Annotated in this window: 20 protein-coding genes; 10 read left to right on the top strand and 10 right to left on the bottom strand. The window is 34.5% G+C overall.

Annotated elements, in window-relative coordinates:
* Positions 1 to 2: 2 nt before the first annotated feature.
* Positions 3 to 920, top strand: coding sequence for a UTP--glucose-1-phosphate uridylyltransferase GalU (galU, locus tag LAB100_RS10655; protein WP_119327013.1), 918 nt, complete (start codon positions 3 to 5; stop codon positions 918 to 920).
* On the opposite strand, the gene LAB100_RS10650 is transcribed toward galU, so the two are convergent.
* The gene (locus tag LAB100_RS10650; RefSeq protein ID WP_119327012.1) at positions 921 to 1,205 is read right to left on the bottom strand and encodes a hypothetical protein; all 285 of its coding nucleotides are present in this window, start codon (positions 1,203 to 1,205) and stop codon (positions 921 to 923) included.
* 93 nt (positions 1,206 to 1,298) lie between these two features.
* Here LAB100_RS10650 and LAB100_RS10645 point away from each other — a divergent pair, with 93 nt between their 5' ends.
* From LAB100_RS10645 to LAB100_RS10635, 3 genes are read left to right on the top strand one after another with little or no spacing between them, the layout of a single operon-like run.
* Positions 1,299 to 2,453, top strand: a complete 1,155-nt coding sequence (locus LAB100_RS10645; RefSeq protein WP_119327011.1) for a thiolase family protein — start codon at positions 1,299 to 1,301, stop codon at positions 2,451 to 2,453.
* Positions 2,450 to 3,691 carry a hydroxymethylglutaryl-CoA reductase, degradative gene (locus LAB100_RS10640; protein ID WP_119327010.1) on the top strand — a complete coding sequence of 414 codons (1,242 nt, stop codon included), beginning with the start codon at positions 2,450 to 2,452 and terminating at the stop codon, positions 3,689 to 3,691. Before LAB100_RS10645 ends, LAB100_RS10640 begins: the two co-directional genes overlap by 4 nt.
* Entirely contained in the window at positions 3,691 to 4,845 is a 1,155-nt protein-coding gene (locus LAB100_RS10635) for a hydroxymethylglutaryl-CoA synthase (RefSeq protein ID WP_119327009.1), read from the top strand. The genes LAB100_RS10640 and LAB100_RS10635 overlap by 1 nt, the downstream gene beginning before the upstream one ends.
* Before the next feature lie 1,234 nt (positions 4,846 to 6,079).
* Here LAB100_RS10635 and LAB100_RS10630 read toward each other — a convergent pair.
* The 3 genes from LAB100_RS10630 to LAB100_RS10620 all read right to left on the bottom strand — a co-directional run bounded on the left by LAB100_RS10630 (position 6,080) and on the right by LAB100_RS10620 (position 9,068).
* The gene (locus tag LAB100_RS10630; protein WP_119327008.1) at positions 6,080 to 6,871 is read right to left on the bottom strand and encodes an RlpA-like double-psi beta-barrel domain-containing protein; all 792 of its coding nucleotides are present in this window, start codon (positions 6,869 to 6,871) and stop codon (positions 6,080 to 6,082) included.
* 173 nt (positions 6,872 to 7,044) lie between these two features.
* Positions 7,045 to 7,524 carry a nucleoside 2-deoxyribosyltransferase gene (locus tag LAB100_RS10625; protein ID WP_119327007.1) on the bottom strand — a complete coding sequence of 160 codons (480 nt, stop codon included), beginning with the start codon at positions 7,522 to 7,524 and terminating at the stop codon, positions 7,045 to 7,047.
* Between the two features lie 512 nt (positions 7,525 to 8,036).
* Positions 8,037 to 9,068, bottom strand: coding sequence for a branched-chain amino acid aminotransferase (locus LAB100_RS10620; RefSeq protein WP_119327006.1), 1,032 nt, complete (start codon positions 9,066 to 9,068; stop codon positions 8,037 to 8,039).
* A 187-nt stretch (positions 9,069 to 9,255) separates the two neighbouring features.
* Between LAB100_RS10620 and LAB100_RS10615 the strand changes: the two genes are divergently transcribed.
* Positions 9,256 to 10,107, top strand: a complete 852-nt coding sequence (locus LAB100_RS10615) for an alpha/beta hydrolase (protein WP_119327005.1) — start codon at positions 9,256 to 9,258, stop codon at positions 10,105 to 10,107.
* Between the two features lie 75 nt (positions 10,108 to 10,182).
* On the opposite strand, the gene LAB100_RS10610 is transcribed toward LAB100_RS10615, so the two are convergent.
* The 4 genes from LAB100_RS10610 to LAB100_RS10595 all read right to left on the bottom strand — a co-directional run bounded on the left by LAB100_RS10610 (position 10,183) and on the right by LAB100_RS10595 (position 14,763).
* Positions 10,183 to 10,533: a DUF1516 family protein gene (locus tag LAB100_RS10610; RefSeq protein ID WP_119327004.1), complete on the bottom strand. Its 351-nt coding sequence runs from the start codon at positions 10,531 to 10,533 to the stop codon at positions 10,183 to 10,185.
* A 605-nt stretch (positions 10,534 to 11,138) separates the two neighbouring features.
* Complete coding sequence (locus LAB100_RS10605; protein WP_162894252.1) at positions 11,139 to 12,140, bottom strand: LacI family DNA-binding transcriptional regulator; 1,002 nt, start codon at positions 12,138 to 12,140, stop codon at positions 11,139 to 11,141.
* Positions 12,137 to 13,582: a UDP-glucose--hexose-1-phosphate uridylyltransferase gene (locus LAB100_RS10600; protein WP_119327002.1), complete on the bottom strand. Its 1,446-nt coding sequence runs from the start codon at positions 13,580 to 13,582 to the stop codon at positions 12,137 to 12,139. Before LAB100_RS10600 ends, LAB100_RS10605 begins: the two co-directional genes overlap by 4 nt.
* On the bottom strand, positions 13,582 to 14,763 hold the full coding sequence (locus LAB100_RS10595; protein ID WP_119327001.1) for a galactokinase: 1,182 nt from the start codon (positions 14,761 to 14,763) through the stop codon (positions 13,582 to 13,584). Before LAB100_RS10595 ends, LAB100_RS10600 begins: the two co-directional genes overlap by 1 nt.
* A gap of 145 nt (positions 14,764 to 14,908) precedes the next feature.
* Between LAB100_RS10595 and LAB100_RS10590 the strand changes: the two genes are divergently transcribed.
* The 3 genes from LAB100_RS10590 (at position 14,909) to LAB100_RS10580 (ending at position 17,063) form a co-directional block, all read left to right on the top strand.
* Positions 14,909 to 15,775, top strand: a complete 867-nt coding sequence (locus tag LAB100_RS10590; protein WP_119327000.1) for a DegV family protein — start codon at positions 14,909 to 14,911, stop codon at positions 15,773 to 15,775.
* Entirely contained in the window at positions 15,765 to 16,115 is a 351-nt protein-coding gene (locus tag LAB100_RS10585; protein WP_119326999.1) for a VOC family protein, read from the top strand. The genes LAB100_RS10590 and LAB100_RS10585 overlap by 11 nt, the downstream gene beginning before the upstream one ends.
* Before the next feature lie 237 nt (positions 16,116 to 16,352).
* The gene (locus tag LAB100_RS10580; RefSeq protein WP_119326998.1) at positions 16,353 to 17,063 is read left to right on the top strand and encodes a GntR family transcriptional regulator; all 711 of its coding nucleotides are present in this window, start codon (positions 16,353 to 16,355) and stop codon (positions 17,061 to 17,063) included.
* Positions 17,064 to 17,118: 55 nt separating this feature from the next.
* Here the strand turns inward: LAB100_RS10580 and LAB100_RS10575 are convergent, their stop codons facing one another.
* Positions 17,119 to 17,316, bottom strand: coding sequence for a helix-turn-helix transcriptional regulator (locus tag LAB100_RS10575; RefSeq protein WP_371851221.1), 198 nt, complete (start codon positions 17,314 to 17,316; stop codon positions 17,119 to 17,121).
* 250 nt (positions 17,317 to 17,566) lie between these two features.
* Here LAB100_RS10575 and LAB100_RS10570 point away from each other — a divergent pair, with 250 nt between their 5' ends.
* Positions 17,567 to 18,664, top strand: a complete 1,098-nt coding sequence (locus LAB100_RS10570; RefSeq protein WP_119326997.1) for a mandelate racemase/muconate lactonizing enzyme family protein — start codon at positions 17,567 to 17,569, stop codon at positions 18,662 to 18,664.
* A 125-nt stretch (positions 18,665 to 18,789) separates the two neighbouring features.
* Here LAB100_RS10570 and rlmD read toward each other — a convergent pair whose 3' ends face one another.
* Positions 18,790 to 20,172, bottom strand: a complete 1,383-nt coding sequence (gene rlmD / locus LAB100_RS10565) for a 23S rRNA (uracil(1939)-C(5))-methyltransferase RlmD (protein WP_119326996.1) — start codon at positions 20,170 to 20,172, stop codon at positions 18,790 to 18,792.
* A gap of 69 nt (positions 20,173 to 20,241) precedes the next feature.
* Here rlmD and recX point away from each other — a divergent pair, with 69 nt between their 5' ends.
* Positions 20,242 to 21,012 (top strand): recombination regulator RecX, encoded by a 771-nt coding sequence (recX, locus tag LAB100_RS10560; protein WP_119326995.1) that lies wholly within the window; start codon positions 20,242 to 20,244, stop codon positions 21,010 to 21,012.
* The last annotated feature ends 127 nt before the right edge of the window (positions 21,013 to 21,139 follow it).

The following is a 21,139-nucleotide window of genomic DNA, read 5'->3' as shown; positions in this document are numbered from 1 at the left end:
TAATGAAAGTTAGAAAAGCAATTATACCAGCAGCAGGATTAGGAACAAGATTTTTGCCAGCAACTAAGGCTTTGGCAAAGGAAATGCTACCAATCGTTGATAAACCAACAATTCAATTTATCGTCGAAGAAGCTAAGGCGTCAGGTATCGAAGATATTTTAATTATTACTGGTAAAAATAAACGTTCAATCGAGGATCACTTTGATTCTGTACCAGAATTGGAACAAAATCTTGAATCTAAGAATAAAACTGAATTATTAAAAGTTGTTCAAGATACAACTAATTTAGGTGTTAACTTGTATTACAGTCGTCAAGCTCATCCAAATGGTTTGGGTGACGCTGTTGCTCAAGCTAGATCATTTATTGCTGATGAACCATTTATCGTTATGTTAGGCGACGATTTGATGAAAGATAAGGTTCCTTTGACAAAACAATTGATTGATGATTATGAAAAAACTCATGCTTCGACAATTGCCGTTATGAAAGTTCCTGAAAAAGATGTTTCTAAATATGGTGTGATTGATCCTGAAGGAGAGAATGCACCGGGTTTATACAACGTTAAGAAGTTTGTTGAAAAGCCAAAAGTTGAAGATGCTCCAAGTAATCTTGCCATTATTGGTCGTTACTTGTTAACACCTGAAATTTTTGATTTACTAGCAACTCAAAAACCAGGTGCTGGTAATGAAATCCAATTAACAGATGCAATCGATCGTATGAATAAGACACAACGCGTTTTTGCTCATGAATTTAAGGGGCAAAGATTCGATGTTGGTAATAAGTTTGGCTATGTTAAGACAAATATTGAATATGGATTGACTCATCCCGAAGTTAAAGATGAATTGAAACCATATATTCTTGATCTTGCCAAGAAACTACAAGCAGAAGAAAAAACTTCTAACAATAAAAAAGCTTCTAAATAATTAACCGAGTAATAAGCAGTCATTGGCAACTCTGAAACCGAAGAGTTGACGATGGCTGTTTTTGATATTAAAGAAAACCGGCATTTCATAATATTCTTTTTTGTTAAGGAGCAGAAGAAATTCCCAATTTTTTAAACCGTGCAATTTATTGGAAGTTTTAAGAATTATTTCATCGTCGATTACTTCTAAATCGACGACGGCTAAACGTTGATTATCAATTTCGACAAAGATTCGATTATTCTTTTTAAAATCGTTTAGTAATAAGATTAAATCAATAGTACGCATAAGAATTTTCCAACCTTTTATTTGTTTTTATTGAGTAATTAAATTATGATAAAGGCTTAAAGATATTCTACCAAGTTTGAAGGGACATAAATAATGGATCCAATCGTAATTATAGATGCAAAAAGAACCGCTATTGGCAAATTTAGAGGTCAATTTGCTAGTTTATCAGCAGTACAGTTAGGAACACAGTTAGTTTCGAAATTATTAAGTAATAATAAAATTGATCCTAAAATTATCGATCAATTTATTTTTGGAAATGTTTATCAAACCGGTATGGGACAAAATACCGCTCGTCAGATTGAATTGAATGTTGGCGGACGTGTTGATGCTACTGCGATGACAGTTAACCAAGTTTGTGGATCAGGTATGAAAGCAATTTATGAAGGCATTTCTGCCATAACAATGGGAAATGCTGAAATTGTGGTTGCTGGTGGTGTTGAGAGTATGTCAAATACACCTTTCTATGCTCCTAGAACGGGAAAAATGGAAGTTAGTCCTAAATTATCAGATACACTGTTTAATGATGGCTTAAATGATGCTTTTAATCACCTTCCCATGGGGATTACAGCTGAAAATGTTGCTAAAAAATATCATGTAACACGAGAACAACAAGATAAATTTGCTTATGATTCTCATCAAAAAGCTCATCAAGCAGAAAAAAATTTGGCCAAAGAAATTATTCCAATTGAAGTTGACGGTGAACAGATTGTAACCGATCAATCAATTCGTCCGGCAACTACATTGGAACAAATGGGACAATTAAGAACTGTTTTTGATAAAAAGGGAACAGTAACGGCCGGCAATTCTTCACCGATCAATGATGGGGCGGCAGCACTTATTTTGATGAGAGCTAGTCGAGCTAAGGAATTAGGGCTTGATTATGTAGCCGAAGTTACTGGATACACTGAAATTGGAATTGATCCTAACTATATGGGATATGCTCCATACTATGCAATTAATAAGTATTTTGACCGTTATCATACTGATTTGAACGATTATGATTTATTTGAAGTTAATGAGGCCTTTGCAGCTCAAGCGGTAGCTGTAAGTCGAGATTTACAATTACCAATGGATCGTTTGAATATCTATGGAGGGGCTATTGCCTTAGGACATCCCCTAGGGGCTACCGGAACTAGAATGATTGCTACGTTAATAAATTCTTTACAACAAGAGCATAAGACTTCAGGGCTAGCTTCATTGTGTATTGGCGGTGGTATGGCTATGGCTATGGGTGTAAAACTTATATGAAAATCTATGAGATGACTGATGAACAGCGTAGACAGTTTCTATTAGATCATGGTTATATTACAGTCCAACAGGCAGAACAACTGAAAAAAAGACAGACTATTTCGACTGATTTAGCTGACAGTCTAAGCGAGAATCAAATTGGCAGTTTTAGTTTGCCATATGGTTTTGCAACTGATTTTTTAGTTGACGGTCAAGAGTACGTAGTGCCAATGGTGATTGAAGAACCTTCAGTTATAGCAGCTGCTTCTAACGCAGCTAAGAGGATTAAAAATAGTGGAGGCTTTAAAACTTATCCTACGTCACGAATAGTTTATGGACAAATTGTTTTGGAAAAAATAACAGCAGAACAGTTGAGTATTTTAAAAGATAACAAATCAAAGATTTGGGAATTTGCTCAAATGGCCCACCCTAGCTTGATAAAAAGAGGTGGCGGGATAGTTTCCTTGAATTTTAATCAATATCCTAATTTTGTTGAAGTTGAGTTAGGGATAGATACAGTTGATGCAATGGGAGCAAATTTGGTTAATACAATTTTAGAGAAGACCGCCAAAAAAATATCAGATTTAATATCAGGGGATGTCTTATGTAGTATTTTGTCCAATAGTGGTCAAGGTCAGATTATTACTGTTAAAGCTGAAATTGATTTTGAACAATTAAAGACGTCAGAGATGTCTGGTGAGGAAGTAGCCAAGAGGATTGTTCAATTGGCTACTTTTGCTAAAGAATCCGTCAAACGGGCGGTTACACATAATAAAGGTATTATGAATGGTATAGATGCAGTCCTTCTAGCTACTGGAAATGACTTTCGAGCTCAAGAGGCCGCTGCCCATAGTTTTGCTTTAGAATCGGGGGAATATCAACCATTCAGTGATTGGCAAATTGTTGGTAATAGATTACTAGGTATGTTGAAGATGCCAATTGAATTAGGTAGTGTTGGTGGAGCAATTCGAGCTTTGCCAATGGCACAATTGAGTTTGGCTATGATGAGAATTGAAAATAGCAAACAATTGCAATCAGTTGTTGGATCAGTTGGTTTGGCTAATAATTTATCGGCTTTAAGAGCGCTAGTAACAACAGGTATCCAAGCTGGGCATATGGGGTTACAGAGTAAATCACTAGCAGTTTCAGCAGGTGCAATCGGTGACGAAATTGAATTGGTTGCAAAAGAATTAAATCGAACTAAAGAATATACGATTAAGAATGCAGAAAATATATTATTGGAGTTGAGGAGTAAATAATGGATATAGGTATTGATAAAATAGGCTTTTATGTGCCTAAGGATTACATTGATATTGTTGAATTAGCAAAGGCTCGAAATGTCGATCCAGATAAGTTCACGATTGGAATCGGTCAAGATAAACAAGCTGTTCCACAACCTTATCAGGATGCTGTAACTATGGCAGCTAGTTCCGCTGACAGTATTTTAACCTCTGAAGATAAAAAAGACATCGGATTATTGATTGTTGGAACTGAAAGCAGTGTTGATGAATCTAAATCGAGTGCTGCCTTTTTAATGGACCTTTTGGAATTACCAGAAGATATCAGAGCTTTTGAAATAAAACAAGCTTGTTATGGAGCAACTGCGGGTCTACAAAGCGCTTATGATTTTGTCAGTTTAAATCCTGATAAAAAAGCTTTAGTAATTGCTACAGACATTGCTCGTTATGGCATTAAAACACCAGGAGAAGTGACTCAGGGTGCTGGATCAGTGGCAATGATTATTAGTAAAGATCCACGGGTTTTGAAATTAGATCATAAATCAGTTTATATGACCCGAAACGTTGGTGATTTCTGGCGTCCAACCTTCTCTAAAACTGCTTTTGCTAGAGGAAAGTTTTCTAATCAAGTATATGTCGATTTCTTTCAAACTCTATGGCAAAAATTTCAAAATAAATATAGTATGACAGCAGATGATTTTTCAACAATGTTGTTCCATATTCCTTATACTAAAATGGGGACTAAGGCACTTAGAACACTTGAAGAAACTGTTTCAGATACTAAGTATGCGGAATTAACAAAACATTATCAGGAAAGTATTAAGTTTAGTCGAGAAGTCGGTAATCTTTATACTGGTTCGCTTTATTTAGGCCTATTATCATATCTCGTTTATGGCGCACAACCAAATGAACAATTATTATTGTTTAGTTATGGTTCAGGTGCTGTAGGGGAATTGTACAGTGCCAAAGTTCAACCAGATTTTGAACAAGTTGTGGATAAGAGTGCTTTACAAAAAATGTTGACTAATCGTCAAAAACTAAGTATTTCAAATTATGAAAAGATGTATCAGATTGAATATCAAGATGGTACAATTGTTGATCCAATTACCGTTGATACTAAGTTCTATTTAAGTGAAATTAAAGAAAATGAACGACTTTACAAAAAGTCCAAATAAAGTATTGAAAACGCTTACTTACAATGCTATATTAAAGACGTGGTAAAGATGAAGTGTCAGGAACTGTAGCCCTAAAAGATTTTGATTTAGAAAGTTTTATCGTTTTTTTCAGGAGATGGTAGGATTAGTAAAGAGCAAAAAAATGAAGGAAATACAGTTCAACGGCATTTTAGGAACTAGCGACAAAAGTTAACATAAGATCGACCTAATTAATGTAGTCGCGCAAGCTCAATACATAGTTCGCTAGGATCCTTTAGTTGAACAAACAATATAGATTCATATAGTAAGATATGTTTCAAGTAGTAAGATTCATTTAAGGTTTAGATTCATTTTAACGTTGATGAAACTGCAGTAAATTTCATCTTACCACTTATATCTAACTAGGGGGTTCTCCACAAGTGAGAACCCTTTTTTAGTGGATAAATAGTGAATAAACATAATTCTTGTAAACGCTTACTAAAGGTGCTATATTATAGATGTGGTAAAGATGAAGTGTCAGGAACTGTAGCCCTAGAATAGTTTGATTAAGAAAGTTTTATCGTTTAGTATGATAGGATTAGTAAGAAACAAAGGAAAGATAGAGTCAGTACAGTTCAACGACATTTTTGGAACTAGCGACAAAAGTTAACATAAGATCGACCTAAAAAGTAGTCGCGCAAACTCAATACGTGTTTCGCTAGGATCCATTAGTTGAACGAATTACGTATAGCATTATAGTAAGATATGTTTTCAAGTAGTAAGATTCATTTAAGGTTTAGATTCATTTTAACGTTGATGAAACTGCAGTAAATTTCATCTTGCCACTTATATCTACTAGGAGTCCTCAATGGAGGGCTCTTTTTTTGAATCAAAAAATTGTAAACATTGTTATTAGATGATATATTAGATATGTGGTAACGGTGAAGTGTTAGGAACAGTATCCATTTATGGCTATACAGTTCAATGGCACTTTAGAAGCTAGTGACAAGAGTGTACATAAGATCGACTTTATTGAGTAGTCGCACAAGATCATTACATGTTTCGCTAGAATTCTTTAATTGAAATAAAATACATATTATAAAAAGAGAGATATGTTTTTAAGTAGTAAGGTTCATTTGATGAAACTGCAGTAAATTTCATCTTATCACGCATATTTTGAGGGTCCTCGATGAGTGAGGGCTCTTTTTTTGTACGTCAAAAAAGGATTGAATCCCTCACAGATTCAATCCTTTCTTAATATCTATATTAAATTTAATTATCCAAGTACTTGAACAGTAATATTTTGACGACCAAATTGTAATGCCTCTGAATTAGGCATAGCAATATCTAATTGATTAGGATTGCTGTAAGCAAAAAGTCCTGTATCATTTACGACACGGTCATAAACCTTACCGTTACTGTCTGTAATTCTTAGATGTGTTCCCTTAGGGAATTTTGATAGGTTAGCGGCAACACCACTGTAACCCATATCTGAGCCCAAGACAACGGGATCATAAGCTGTTGCAGACATTGTTAATGTTTCTTTAACGTTATCATTTGAAAGGAAGTCAGATTTAATCCAACCATTACCAATGTTGTACCATGTAGCACCACTTTGATCAGTTTTACTTTCTGAGGCATAAACCTTATCGCCACCATTAACGAAACCTGTGTAATTACCATTTGGTGCATCGTAAATATTTACGCCACCATTAGCTTGAACGTACATATCTTTATTAACGGCAACAGCAGGTGCTTGGTCAGTTGTATCGCCCGCAGCAACCCATGTATTTTCTGCTACTTGATAGTAAACAGAACCATCAACATTGATAGTCTTGTTTGTTTGCCAACCAGATTGATTAGCTAAACTTTGATTTGTAGTTACCATTGAACCATTTTGGCCAGAGAGCGAATAAAGTTGTGCTCCGTTAGCATTTGAAATATAGATGACACTACTGGTATCCATTGATACTGTTGCAGCACTAACAGTCTGTGTGGCTGTTGTTACTCCCATTAAAGCAAGAGTTGTAACTGTTAGGATTGATGCTGCAATATTTTTGATCTTCATTATAAAAGGATTCCCCCGAATTAAAAAACTTATTTATTAATTTTCTCAACGAGAGTAATCATATAACGTCTAGGTCATGAAATGTTGAAAATAACCCAACTGTAAATTAGTTATAACTTAACTGTAAAGACTGCGTAATCGAATTGAAATACAATTTTGTCAAAAAACACAAATTATTTTTCGGAATATTTTTTGATTGCACTTAACATATCGTCAATATTGTTAACCATTACGCCATTCATTTTAATTAAACCAATAGTGTAATTATTAATATATGCGAAAGGATTTTCGCCAAGACCCCTTACGGCAGCAAGCTTTTCAGGGTTTTCGTAACCATGTTGACGTAGATCAGTATAAACTCCAATAACTGGAATCTCTTTTCCAAAGGCCAAACCGATTTCTGAGGCAACACCGTCGTCCATTGTGTCACCATCAAGAATTGCGACTACTAAATCGGATGACAAGAGTTCTTTGTTATCCTCTTGAGCAATTTTGATTGAGTCGGCATAGTTCATCTTGTCATTAATATCACCATTCTCTTGTGGAAGGTAAACTTCGATTTGATCATCCATTTTTCTGATTTTTTCAACAACGAATTCGTTGAACATACGGTCAGCTAAAGCAAATAGCCCATTGGCAAAATAAATTTTCATTTAAAAATCCCTCTTTCTATTAGTGGTTCTGTAATATCTTATCATGGTTACATTAATAGAAGAAAACTAATTTTAAATTCAAATAAAGATAGTAAGTATTTGAAATATACCATTAATTACATAAATAAATATTCTAATTTTTGATAGAAAAGTTTACATATTAGGATAAAAGCTAGTGGCAAAATAAATATACAATATGTCTTGTAAGGTTTCAGTGGTAATAAATTCTTGCTTGGCGATAAAATTCAGACCTGAATTATGTGATGGTAATTCTGGGGACGGCCATATTTAATGGCCTTTAGGACTATCAATAAACAGGGAATTGAAGGTATTATTACTTAAATCCTGCTACCTCATCAATCGTTAATACATTGTAAATTCGCTTACCCTTCGATTCGAGTTTGTTTTCAGTGTATAACCGATTTTCTCAACAATATAACATCAATATAATTAAAAGAAGCCATGGCACCCCTTGCCATGGCTTCTTTTGTATTTATAAATAATGACATTAATTATTCAACAACTTGAACCCAACCCTCAGGAGCTTCGACAGTACCAAATTGAATTCCGGTTAAGGTTTCGTATAATTTTTTAGTTACAGGACCAACTTCAGTTTCACTATAAAAGACGTGAAGATTGCCATTGTGTTCTAGGCCACCAATAGGTGAGATAACTGCGGCAGTACCACAGGCACCGGCTTCTTTAAATCGATCTAATTGATCAACATAAACGTCTCCTTCTTCAGCGCCAAGACCTAAGCGATTCTTAGCAAGCCAAAGTAATGAGTACTTTGTGATACTTGGAAGAATAGAAGGTGATTTTGGTGTTACAAAGACATCATCTTTAGTGATACCGAAGAAGTTTGCAGAACCAACTTCCTCAATCTTTTTATGTTCAATTGGATCCAAGTAAACACAGTCAGCAAAGCCATTGTCGTGTGCTTTAGCACCAGGGTAAAGACTAGCTGCATAGTTGCCACCAACTTTACTTTGACCAGTACCTTTGTGGGCGGCACGGTCATATTGAGAAGTTGTGAAGTTGACAGGAGTTAAGCCACCCTTGAAGTAATTGCCAACAGGCATTGCAAAGATAGTAAAGATATATTCTGGAGCTGCGTGAACACCAATTTGTTCACCAGTACCGATAATCAAAGGACGGATATAAAGTGTGGCACCATTGCCATAAGGTGGTACGAAGTCAGCATTAGCTTTAACAACTGATTTTACTGCTTCAACGAATTTATCTTCTGGAAATACGGGCATCAAGAGACGTTCACATGAGTCCTTTAAACGTTTAGCATTACGATCAGGACGGAACAATTGGATATGACCATCCGGTGTACGATAAGCTTTCATACCTTCAAAAGCTGCTTGACCGTAGTGCAAGACTGGTGAAGCCTCACTAATATGAAGTGTGCTGTCTTCCGTTAATCCAGCGTCTTGCCATTCGCCGTTTTTCCAATGAGCAATAAAACGGTAAGGTAAGTCCATATAATTGAAACCTAAATTGTTCCAATCAATTTTTGTTGCATCTGCTTTTGCCATATTTTATATCTCCTTTGTTAAATTAAATCTAATAAATTAAAATATCATTAGATTTATTAGACTTATCATAATTAAAGCGCTGTTAAGTGTCAATAAGGAATTTAATGTTTTCTAATTTAAGTCATATTCTTAGGACAATATTATAACGGTGATTACAATAAAAGAGAAAAGTATCGGAGGGGAAATTATGAATAAAAAAAGAATTATTCTTCCAGTTGTTTTAGCAATTATTGTTGTAGTAGGCAGTTTCTTTGGCTTTAGTAAACATATACAGGCTACTAATTCTGAAAAGTATGTTCAAAGTTCTACACCTACTTTATTTTTTCACGGTTATGGCAGTAGTTTTAATGCCGAAACACATATGACCAATGCTGCTAAAGAAGCAGGAGTGACAAGAAAAGTCGTTCGAGTAAATGTAAGTCCCAATGGCTATGCAAAATTGATTGGTTCAATTCCAAAAAGTTCAAAAAATCCGATTGTTGAAGTTAATTATGATAACAATAAGATGACTGATTATTATACTGCAGGTAAATGGGCCAAGAATGTCATTGAATTGTTGAAGAAAGATTATCAATTTAATAGTGTTAACTTGGTCGGGCATTCCATGGGAAATATGGCAATTAATTATTATATTTTGGAAAATGCTGGTAAAAAGGGTATGCCTAAAATAAACAAAGTTGTTGATATTGCGGGTCACTTTAATGGAATTTTAGGAATGGATGACAAACCCAATCAGATGAAGTTGAACAGCAATGGCAAGCCAGAAAAAATGGATAAGTCGTATCGACAATTGCTCAAATTGAGAAAAATTTATCCAACCAATACCGATGTTTTGAATATTTATGGTGATAAGAATGATGGAACACATTCAGATGGATCCGTCAGCAATGCTTCTTCTAAGTCTTTAAAGTATTTAGTATCTGGAAGAGCGCATTCGTATAAAGAAAAGAAGATCATGGGTAAAATGGCACAACACAGTAAATTACACGAAAATAAAGAAGTGGATAAGCTGTTGATAAACTTTTTGTGGAAAAAATAATTAAAAAAACGGTCTATTACAGATATTGTATGTTATTTACACATACCGTATCTGTAATAGACCGTCTTTTTATTTTTAAACGAAAGGATACCAACCAGCTAAGGCGAACCCAATCAATGCCGTTACAATGCAAAAGATAATTACTGCCCAAATTAAAGATTCATTGATTGTTTTTTGCTCCTTACGGGCAAAAGCAATTTCAACTAAGGCAATGAAAATAAGTGCAACGATAATCTTAACAATTAATAGTGTTGGTTCAACTGACCAAGCTCTAATTGCTAGCTTGATACCAGTGGCAATAATAATTAAATAACCAACCCTAGTTATCATTTCGTAAATCTTGGTATTTTTATTTGTAAATAAAGCTAATAAGATCATAATCGCCATAACTATCCAAGTTACTAAGTGTGTCCATAACCAAACCATAAATATTCCTCCTAAACTAACAAGTATAAAAGTAACACCAATTTACAAATAAAAAAACAATATTAAGAATTTACAGTTCTTACTTAAGTTTGGTTGGTATTTAATTCCCGCCTTCCACAAAAATTGGGATTTAGCTGGAACGCTGTGGGCACGACTTGGAGCCCATGGGCTTATGCCCACGGTCTTCAAACTCGACCTTTCACTAAGTGGTAAACCACTAAGTGAAATATCACGGCTGAGCTAATCCTAATTTTTATTCCAGGCTAAAGTGTCTGTTGACTATTTTATTTTGCTAAACATATTAAAGAAGAGACATTAATGATTTTTATATTCATTAGTGTCTCTTTTTATGTAAATACCAAGTCTAAAATAAAATAAAAAAAATCAAGCAATTATCTAGCCCGTAACGAAGCTAGGATGGTCTCAGCCGCGACATTATTCTTAGTGGGTTTCCCACTTAGAATAAGGCCAGTATTTGAAACAACTCCGAATTTGAGTTGGTTCAAATCTGTGCCCGCAGCGTTCCAGACCATTCCTAGTTTCGTTACGGGCGGCATACTTAAATGAAAAATCCATGGTATTAGAAATTCATCAGTATAAAAAAATTAAAGTATCTCTGGTGCGCTTTGTCTAAAAATTAGCTTAGTTGCTAAGTCAACTCTTTTAGCGACATGACGTGGATTATTAAGGATGTCTTGCATTAAATCAACTGCGGTTGAACCCATTTGTGTTGTTGCAACGTCCACTGAACTCAGTTCGGGATTAACGTAACTGGCTAAAGAAGTGTTATTAAAACTAAAGATGTTGATGCGGTCGGGTACTTTTAAATTAGCTTCTTGTAAGGCCTTTAAAGCACCTGTTGCCATTGGATCATTGGCGATAAAAAATGCCTGAGGTAATTTTGATAAGGTTTGGATGGCTTTTTTCATTTGTTGATAACCGGATTCCTTTGTAAAACTGCCCTTAAAACAATATTTAATATTAAATAAGTTATGTTGATCCATTGCCAATTTAAAATTATCATATCGGGGATCATGAATCGTTCGTAAGTTATCGGTTGATTTTTCTTCACCATAAATCAAGCCAATATCTTGAATATCTTGTTCCACAAAATAATCCACAACTTGTTTGATGCCGTAACGAAAGTCGGTCAAAACTGAATCGAATCCTTCAGCAAAATGGTCGTCGTCGATAAAAACAATTTTGGAACAAATATTGTTTAACTTAGTGACTTGTTGATGACTGAATTTTCCAACTGCAATGATACCATCAATATCTTGAGGGATTTCGTCTAAATCATTATGAAAAATTCTAATGATATCAAAACCGTAGGTCGGAGCTTGTTGCTCGATACCTTCACGAACGGTCATGTAATAAAGATCATCTTGTTCTTTAGATTCAGAATACCATTGAACTAGAGCAATATGTTTTTGGAAACGGGTATTACGATGATTAGCTTTTTGATAGTTTAAATCAGTCGCAATTTTTAAAATATTGGCTCGAGTTTGGTCAGTAACTGATAAAGTTAAGTCATTATTGAGAACACGTGAGACCGTAGCTGGTGATACGTTGGCACGTTGGGCAATGTCCCTTAGAGTAGCCATTATTTTAAACTACCAATGAATTTGTCAAAAGCTAGTTGTCCTTGATGATTCCATTTGAAGACACCAGCATCTTCGAGAACGCGGGCAAAGACTAAACCAGTTTCTTTTTCAACTATTTCAGAAACATTATCTTTGTTAAAGTTGTATTTTTCCTGTAATTGATCGGCCCAAGGACGGTGATATTCAGCAATATCATTTGATTCATTGAGTAAGTATTTTTCTACTTCTTTTAGTTCGATTTTAAGGCGAGCAGGAAGAATTGCCCGTCCCATAACTTCGATCAATCCGATATTTTCCTTTTTAATATGTTGAACGTCCTGATGGGGATGGAAAATTCCATCTGGATATTTCGTAGATGTTTGATTATCTCGTAAAACGATGTCCATGACATATTCATTTCCATTACGATAGGCGATTGGAGTTACGGTGTGGTGTCGTGTTTCGTCAGTATAAGCCTTGATTGAAACGGATTCGTCAGAATAGTTCATCCAATTTTCGTGAATCAATGTAGCTGCCTTAACTAATTCTTCAGGATCAGAACTAGTCAATCTAATGGTTGACATAGGCCACTTAACGATTCCAGCTTTGACGTTGTCGACAGGAATATCAATTTCTCGTTCAATCTTGGCTTTCATCATTGGAAAGTTATGTCGTCCACCTTGATAGTGGTCATGGCTAAGCATTGAACCACCGACAATTGGTAAATCGGCATTGCTTCCAACAAAATATTGTGGAAAGATACGGACAATCTCCAACAAATTATTAAAAGTATGTTGATTAATAATCATTGGTTGATGAATTTTATTTAAGAAAATAGCATGTTCTTTGAAATAAGCATAAGGAGAATATTGAAATCCCCAAGTTTGTCCACCGAGAGTAAAACGAATTACTCGATGATTGCTACGGGCAGGGTAGCCTAATCTTCCTAAGTAACCTTCATTTTCTATACAAAGTTGACACTTAGGATAACCAGTTTGCTTTTGTCTACCGGCAGCGGCAATGGCTTTGGGGTCCTTTTCAGGTTTAGAAAGATTGATAGTTATTTCTAAATTACCGTAGTCAGTTGCTGTTTGATAGGAAATATTTTTTGCAATGGCTTTGACCTTGATATAGTCGTTATTTTGACTTAATTGATAGAAATAATTAGTTGCTTCTTCGGGGTCATTTTGATAAAGATCCCAAAATTTTTGATTAACTTTTGAAGGTAAGGGTGTGACAAAATCCATTAATTGATCATTCAAGATTTCTTTAGCTGTCTGATTATCTTCAATTTTATTATTTTTGATGGCTGTATTTATCAAAGCGGTTTTGATGTCATCATCAGTTTGATGATTATCATCACCAACCAATGCACAGATACGATTGTAAAGATAGATTCTATCTAAAGCTTGATAATCGTTATCAGTATTGATTATTTGATCAACAAATTTATCGACACAAGACATTATTTTTCCACCCCGATTTTGATTTCGCTAGGTCCGTCAGAAATTTCAGCAATATAAAAGTCTGCAGCGTAACCTATTTTTTCTTGGTAAATTTTACCGACGTTAAGCTTGAAGTTTTCAACTTTATCTTTTTCAACAAAAGCGATAGCACAGCCACCAAAGCCAGCGCCGACCATTCTGGCTCCTAAGACTCCATCCTGTTGCCAAGCAGCTTCAACTAAAGTATCTAGTTCAATACCTGTTACTTCATAATCATAGTGAAGTGAGATATGAGAGGCATTAACTAATTTACCAAAGTTTACTAAGTCATTGTCTTTAAGATACTTAATAGCTTTGAGGGTTCTTTGATTTTCAAAAACTGCATGACGAGCACGGCGAATCAAAGTATCATCATTGATTAAATAAGAATTACGGTCAAATTCGTCAATTGAAAGTTGACCAAGAGATTTAATGTTTAGTTTAGTTTGGAGAAGGGCTAAGGCTTTTTCACATTGACTACGACGTTCATTGTATTTAGAATCGGCTAAGGCACGATGTTTATTAGTGTTCATGATAACAATGACGTGGTTTCCCAATTCAACAGGGGCATAGTGGTATTCCATGATATTAGTGTCCAATAGGATAGCTTGATTTTTCTTACCCATCCCAACGGCAAATTCATCCATAATACCAGAGTTAACACCGATGTAGTTGTTCTCATTTTGTTGGCCCATTTTAACAAGATCTAGTTGATCGATTCCCAATTTGAAGACATCATTTAAAATATTTCCCATCAACAATTCAATTGAGGCTGATGAAGAAAGACCGGCGCCATCAGGAAGATTACCTTGAATATAAAGATTGAAGCCATGATTGATCTTATATCCAGCTTGAGTTATCAAATAAATCATTCCCTTAGGATAATTAGCCCAGTCATCAGATTTGTTGTACTTTAAGTCATCTAAAGAAACCGTGATAACACCAGTATCAGGTAAATTTTCTGAATACATTTTGATAGTTTGATCATCACGATTACCAAAAGCTGCATATGTTCCTAAACTGATAGCACAAGGGAAAACATTGCCACCATTGTAGTCAGTGTGTTCACCAATTAAATTGATACGTCCAGGTGAGAAAAAGAGCTTATCGGCAGATTCATTAAAAATGTTTTTGTAACCTTGCAAAATTGTGTTAGTGTCCATAATCATTCTCCATTTTTACTAAATATTTACTTAACAAAATGATAGCGCTTTCTGATAACTAAAACAAGACCTTAAGATTTAATATTTTTAATAAAATGTTATTATTATAAGAATGGAATGTACGTTATGGGAAAAGGAGAAGTTAATGAAAACTGCAGTAGTAACTGACACAGCATCTTACTTAACACCCGCACAAATCAAGAAGTACAATATTACCGTTTTACCAATTACAGTAATTCTTGGTAATAACCAATATAAAGAAACCGAAGAATTAACTGACGAAAAATTTTATGATTACTTACGTAATGAACCAGAACTTCCTACGACCGCTCAAGTATCAATGGGGCAGATTCAGGAAGCCTATGATCGTTTAGTCGAAGAAGGCTACGATACGATTATTTCAATTCATTTATCTTTAGGAATTACTTCATTTATGGATAATTTACGAATGTTTGTTAAGAGCTATGATAAGGCCAAAGTTTATCCATTTGATTCAATGGCTGCCAGTGCCGCTGAAGCTGATTTAGTCATGTTGGCTGGTTCCTTAGCTCAAAAGAATGTAGCTCCAGAAACGATTATGACAAAATTGGAAGAATTGCGTGATTCGACGGATATTTATTTTGCTGTTAATGATTTAAAACATCTTAGTCGTACTGGTAGATTGAGTAATCGTTCCGCTATTATCGGTAGTTTATTAGACGTTAAACCTTTGCTAACTTTTAAGGATGGCAAGATATTTGCGATTGGCAAAGAACGTACGATGCATCGAGCTTTTAGAGTGATCTCATTAGAAATACAAAAATATGCAGAAGAACATCCAGATTGGAAATTACATATTACCGTAGTTGATTCTAACAACCGGGAGATGTTGACTAAATGGTCGACCGATTTCCAAGATAATTTCCCTGAAGCACGAGTATCAACTAGCCATTTAGGACCAGCTATCAGTGTTCATACAGGTGAAAAGACTATGGGTGTCGTCTGGGATAAGGACTTTGAAGATGAAGACTAGAATTATGATTTACGTCGATGATGTTGATATGAGTGTTGAGTTTTGGACTGAAGAATTTGGAGCAACAGTAGTTGCCAGACAAACTCTAAACGGTGGGTATCAGAACGTTATTGTAGGAATTTCTAGCGAAGTAGAGCTATCAATTTTTCCAAAGGATTATATTAGAATCTATTCTCCAGAAGTGTCAGAAAATGTTCCATCCTTAATGTTTTTCTCCAATGATTTTGACCGATTGCATGATGAACTGATCAGTGCAGGGGAAATAACTGAAGTTAATGGTGTTTTAACATTTAATTTTCAAGATCCTGAAGGTAATTATTTTGTAGTTGCTAAGGCGTAATGCACTGTTTTTCCAATTCTAAATTTATCAATTAAAATAACGTCTGTTAAAAGATTCGGGGTATATTTTATATACTTTGAATGCTTATTAATAGACGCTGTTTTTGTTTTTACATTAAACAGTATTGATAGAAGATTTTCTGAAATGACAATATGTCCATTTTCAGACAAATAATTGCAAGTCGTTTTGGTGCTTCATACAATTATCATATAGTTATTTGGAAAGGAAATCTTTCTTATGAAAATTAACCTTCAAGAACAATTAATCAATCTTTTAACGAGTTATATTCAGAACTTACCAGCTAACGCAAAACTACCTTCTGAACGACAATTGGCTGATAAGTATGAGGTTTCACGTAATACAATACGTAATGCTTTATTGGGATTAGAGGCGACTGATCTGGTCAAAAGGGTTCATGGCAAGGGTACTTTTGTCAATCGTATCAACTTAAATAGTGATTTAGGTAGTTCTTTTAAATTTGGCCAACAGATGAGAATGTTAGGCAAAACGCCTAGTACTAAAATTATTAATTTTGAAAAAAAGGATATCAATGCTTATTTTGCTCAAAACATGAATTTGAAATTAGGAGATATTATTATTCGCGTTGATCGGTTACGCTTAGCTGATAATGTGCCCATGATGTTGGAGAGAAGTTTTTTGCCTCAAAAATTATTTCCGACTTTGAATCAAGAAATGTTACAGGATAGATCAATGTATGATGTTTTTCGGGATGATTTTGGAGAAGAAATCAGCTATGCGGATGAATACTTTTCTGCTGGAATTATTAGCGCTTGTGATAGTAAAATTATGAATCTAAAAGAAGGTACTCCTTGTTTGCATTTGAAACGAACGACTTATGATTTGAATCATCAGATTATTGAGTTTACGTTGAGTGTTGCTCGAAGTGATGAATTTTCATATCATGTCAGACATAATATTGAGAATTAAAAGAGATAATTTTTTATATGATGCCAATTTTCGGTAATTATTTAAAACAACAATATTATTCATAATAAATAAAAACTTCTTCAACGGTTTTTTCAAAAGCTCGAGCTAATTTAAAACTTAGTTCTAGAGTTGGTTGGTAACGACCAGATTCAACGGAAATGATCGTTTGTCGGGAAACATGAACCATCTCAGCTAGTTGTTTTTGTGAATATTTGTGTTCTTGCCGAAACTTCCTAACGTTATTTTTAATCATTTTGAAAACCTGATTTCTAAATTATTTACAGGTTACTGTAAAGGATACTTTACCCAATAGCAAAGATTTATGATAATTAAATACTCGTAAATGTAATTAATTATTTTCTTTTTACAGATAATTATTGTAATAAAAAGGTTTCGCAATTTTGATGTTAAATTGTACCGTGTTAATAGTGTTTGGGGTTATAGTATAGGCAATTCAAAATGACGATTTGGAATATTTGAGGTCAGTGGCTGGAGGTTAAATCATGGTAAAGATAATCGGCTATCAAATTAGTAAATTGGATATTCCTTTAAAAAGACCGTTTATTACTAGTATTCGGATGTCAAAAAATCTCAAAGGAATTTTTTGCCGTGTTAGATTGGATGATGGTTCAATTGGCTTAGGTGAATCAGCTGAAAATATTAAGTTGACCGGTGAAAGTCGCGATGAAATGTATCGTTTTGCCAAAGATTTTTTTGATGAACACTTAAATGATGATGTTGAAGATACACTCTTATCTTTACAAGGATTTATTAATCATGTTTCTATTCGTTATGGGATGGAAACAGCCATTCTGGATGCTCTTGCTAGGTCCAACCAGGTAGGAATTTCGGAAGAATTGGGTATATCAAATAATAAGAGAGTATTAGCTAATGATACGACCGTTAGTGTTTTGAATTCTGAAGAAACTATTAAAGAAACAAAGCGAATTTTAGCTAGAGGATATCATCATATTAAGTACAAGATGATTTCTGGAAATGATGAATTAAGTCGAATATTACAGTTAGAGGATTTAATTCCAAAAACAGTTTCGATTAGAATCGACCCGAATCAGAGCTGGGACTATGAAGAAGCTTTGACCGCAATTAGAGAATTTGATCAATCGAAGTTAAACATTGAGTTTATTGAGCAACCTGTAAAAATTCTAGATTATGAAGCAATGAAAAAAATTAGTGCAAAAACTACTATTCCGATAGTCGCTGACGAATCGGTTTTTAATTTAGAAGATGCCAAAAATATTATTGATCATGGCTATGGGACGGCCATTAATATTAAGCTGATCAAATGTGGCGGACCATTGGAAGCAATTGAAATAGCTGGTTTTGCTAAAAGACATGGAATAGATTGTTTATTTGGCTGTACAACTGAAGCAAATGTTGCCTTGACCACGGCAGCTTATATAAGTTCTGGCGTGTCGAGCATAAAATATATTGATCTTGATGGTTTGGATTATATTGCAGATAGTCCTTTTATTGGTGGAATTCAGGATAAATGCGGAAATATTGAGATACCAGAGCAAAGTATCGGTTTGGGAATTGGTTTGTTAGAGAATAAGTTGAAAAATTATATTACTGATTTTTAATAAAAAATAACGCCTATTAAAAGATTCAAGTATTTTTACATACCTTGAATACTATTTTAATAGACGTTATTTTTTATTTTTAAATTCGTAATGTACCGAATTTGAGAAAGCAACTGGCCTTAATTTTATCTACGGACCATTTTTACAATAGTTTCAACATGTGGTGTTTGAGGGAACATATCAACAGGTTGAAGATAAACTACACGATATTGATCTGTTAGGAGAACTAGATCTTTGGCCAGAGTTGATGGGTTACATGAAACGTAAACTAATTTGTTAACAGGATTCTTGACTAAAGTAGTAACCAATTTACTGTCAAGGCCTGTTCTTGGTGGATCGACAACGATAGCATTAACTTCTTTACCATCTTTTAATAGTTGAGGATAAACTTCATCAGTTGAGCCAACATAATAATCAGCATTTTCAACTTCATTTAGTTTGGCGTTTGCTTTAGCATCCTCGATGGCTTCAGGAATAATTTCAATACCATAAACATGTTTGACCTTTTCAGCCATAGTGATACCAATCGTACCAACACCACAATAAGCATCAAGAAGAATATCACGTTGGTTTGGTTCCAAAGCTTGAGTAACTAAATCATATAGTTTGTCGGTTTGTAATGAATTTAGTTGCAAGAAGGCTCGTGGTGAGAAATTGAAGAGATATCCATTGATATCTTCTTGAAGGTATTTATCGCCCCAAAGTAATTTTGTTTCATCGCCCCAAACTCCAGCTTTATCTTCTTTGTTGATGTTTTGAGAAATAGAACTTACTTCAGGGATTTCTTTTTGAATTCGTTCAATCAATTGATGCTCTTTAACGAATTTTGGTGAACGAGTAATGAAAGTAATTTGGAGTTGGTTGAATTCAACTGATTCACGAATAACAATCATACTGAGAATTCCAGATTTTTGTTCAGGATTGAAAACGGGAATTCCGAGGTCTTTAACCATTTGAACAATTTTACGCATAGCATTCATAGTTAAATCCATTTGAGTAGGCATTTCTTTGAGATCAACTAATTCTTGAGTACCAGTTTTGTATAATCCGCAACGAATCTCACCATCAATTTCTTGAATAGGAAATTGAGCTTTGTTACGATATTTCTCTTGTTGAACTGAACCAACAGTTGGTTTGATCATATATTTTTCGTGAGCATAAGGCTTATATTTTTCCAGTGATTCACGAAGAATGTTACTTTTGAAGTGCAATTGATCTTGATAATTGATGTGAGCAAATTCGAGTCCGCCGACTTCATCTGCTAATTTAGGAGCATCGGGGTTACGGAAAGGACTAGCCTTTCTAATTTTGTGAATGCGACCATTTAAGAATCGGTCATGAACATCGGTGATTTCACAGACAATGACATCTTCAGGTACAGCTTTGGGAACAAAGACAATCACGTGTTTGAAGAAACCAATACCTTCGCCATTGATTCCGATACGTTTGATAGTTAGTGGAAATCTATCACCGACTTTTAAATCTTTCGTAATATTGTTTGTATGCATAATTTTTCCTTTGAACGTTTTTGAGATAAACTTACTCTTGAGAGTATAACATGGTGAGGTAAAAATATATTGGCTAAAGTCACAAAAATACAAGCACAGAAACGTAAAGGACGCTATAACGTTTACTTAGATGGTAAGTATGCGTTCCCAGTTGCGGAGACAACTTTAATCGAATTTCGTTTAATGAATGAAACAGAATTGACCGATAGTCAGATTAAAGAAATACAAGATCGAGAGAATGTGAATAAAGCTTATGGCGATGCTGTAAACTATTTGAGTTATCAATTACGAACCAAAAAAGAAATCAAAGATTACCTATATAAAAAGGAATATCATCGTGATGCTGTTGACGATGTGATTCAAAGACTGGAGAATTTGCATTATTTAGATGATGAATCTTATGCAAAGAGTTTTATCAATACGCAATTGAGAACGACGGCTAATGGACCGAAGATTATTGAACAAAAAATGATTCAAAAGGGTGTACCGAATGATATTGTTCAGAATAAAATTTTGGATATTGATCAAGATATTTTGGTAGAGAATGCGACCGATTTTGCCAAAAAACAAGTTCGTAAACAAAAACGAGCTTCCTTTAAACAAATGCTGACGAAAATTAAACAAAGTCTTTATCAAAAGGGATTTAATAATGAAGTAATTGAAATAGTACTTAATAATTTGGACTTGGAGCCAGATGAAGATGAAGAACTAGCCAAGTTAAAGGTTTTAGTAAATAAGGTTCAACATCGTTATGACAAACCAGAAAAATTAATCCATTATTTGATGACAAAGGGTTATCACTTTGATGAAATAAAAAGAGTTTTGAGTTCAGATGATTGAGGTTCTTTCTTACTTTTATAACGGTTAAGTTGAAGGATGCCGTCGTCCGTAAAAAATCTGTGAGCCACTGGAACGTGGTGGACACGACTTGAAGCCAATTGAAATTCGCAATTGTCTCCAAGCTCGG

It is taken from the genome of Companilactobacillus musae, assembly GCF_003967595.1.
GTDB lineage: Bacteria > Bacillota > Bacilli > Lactobacillales > Lactobacillaceae > Companilactobacillus > Companilactobacillus musae.
Note: the sequence above shows the minus strand (reverse complement) of the source record. Positions and strands in the feature narration are given on the sequence as shown.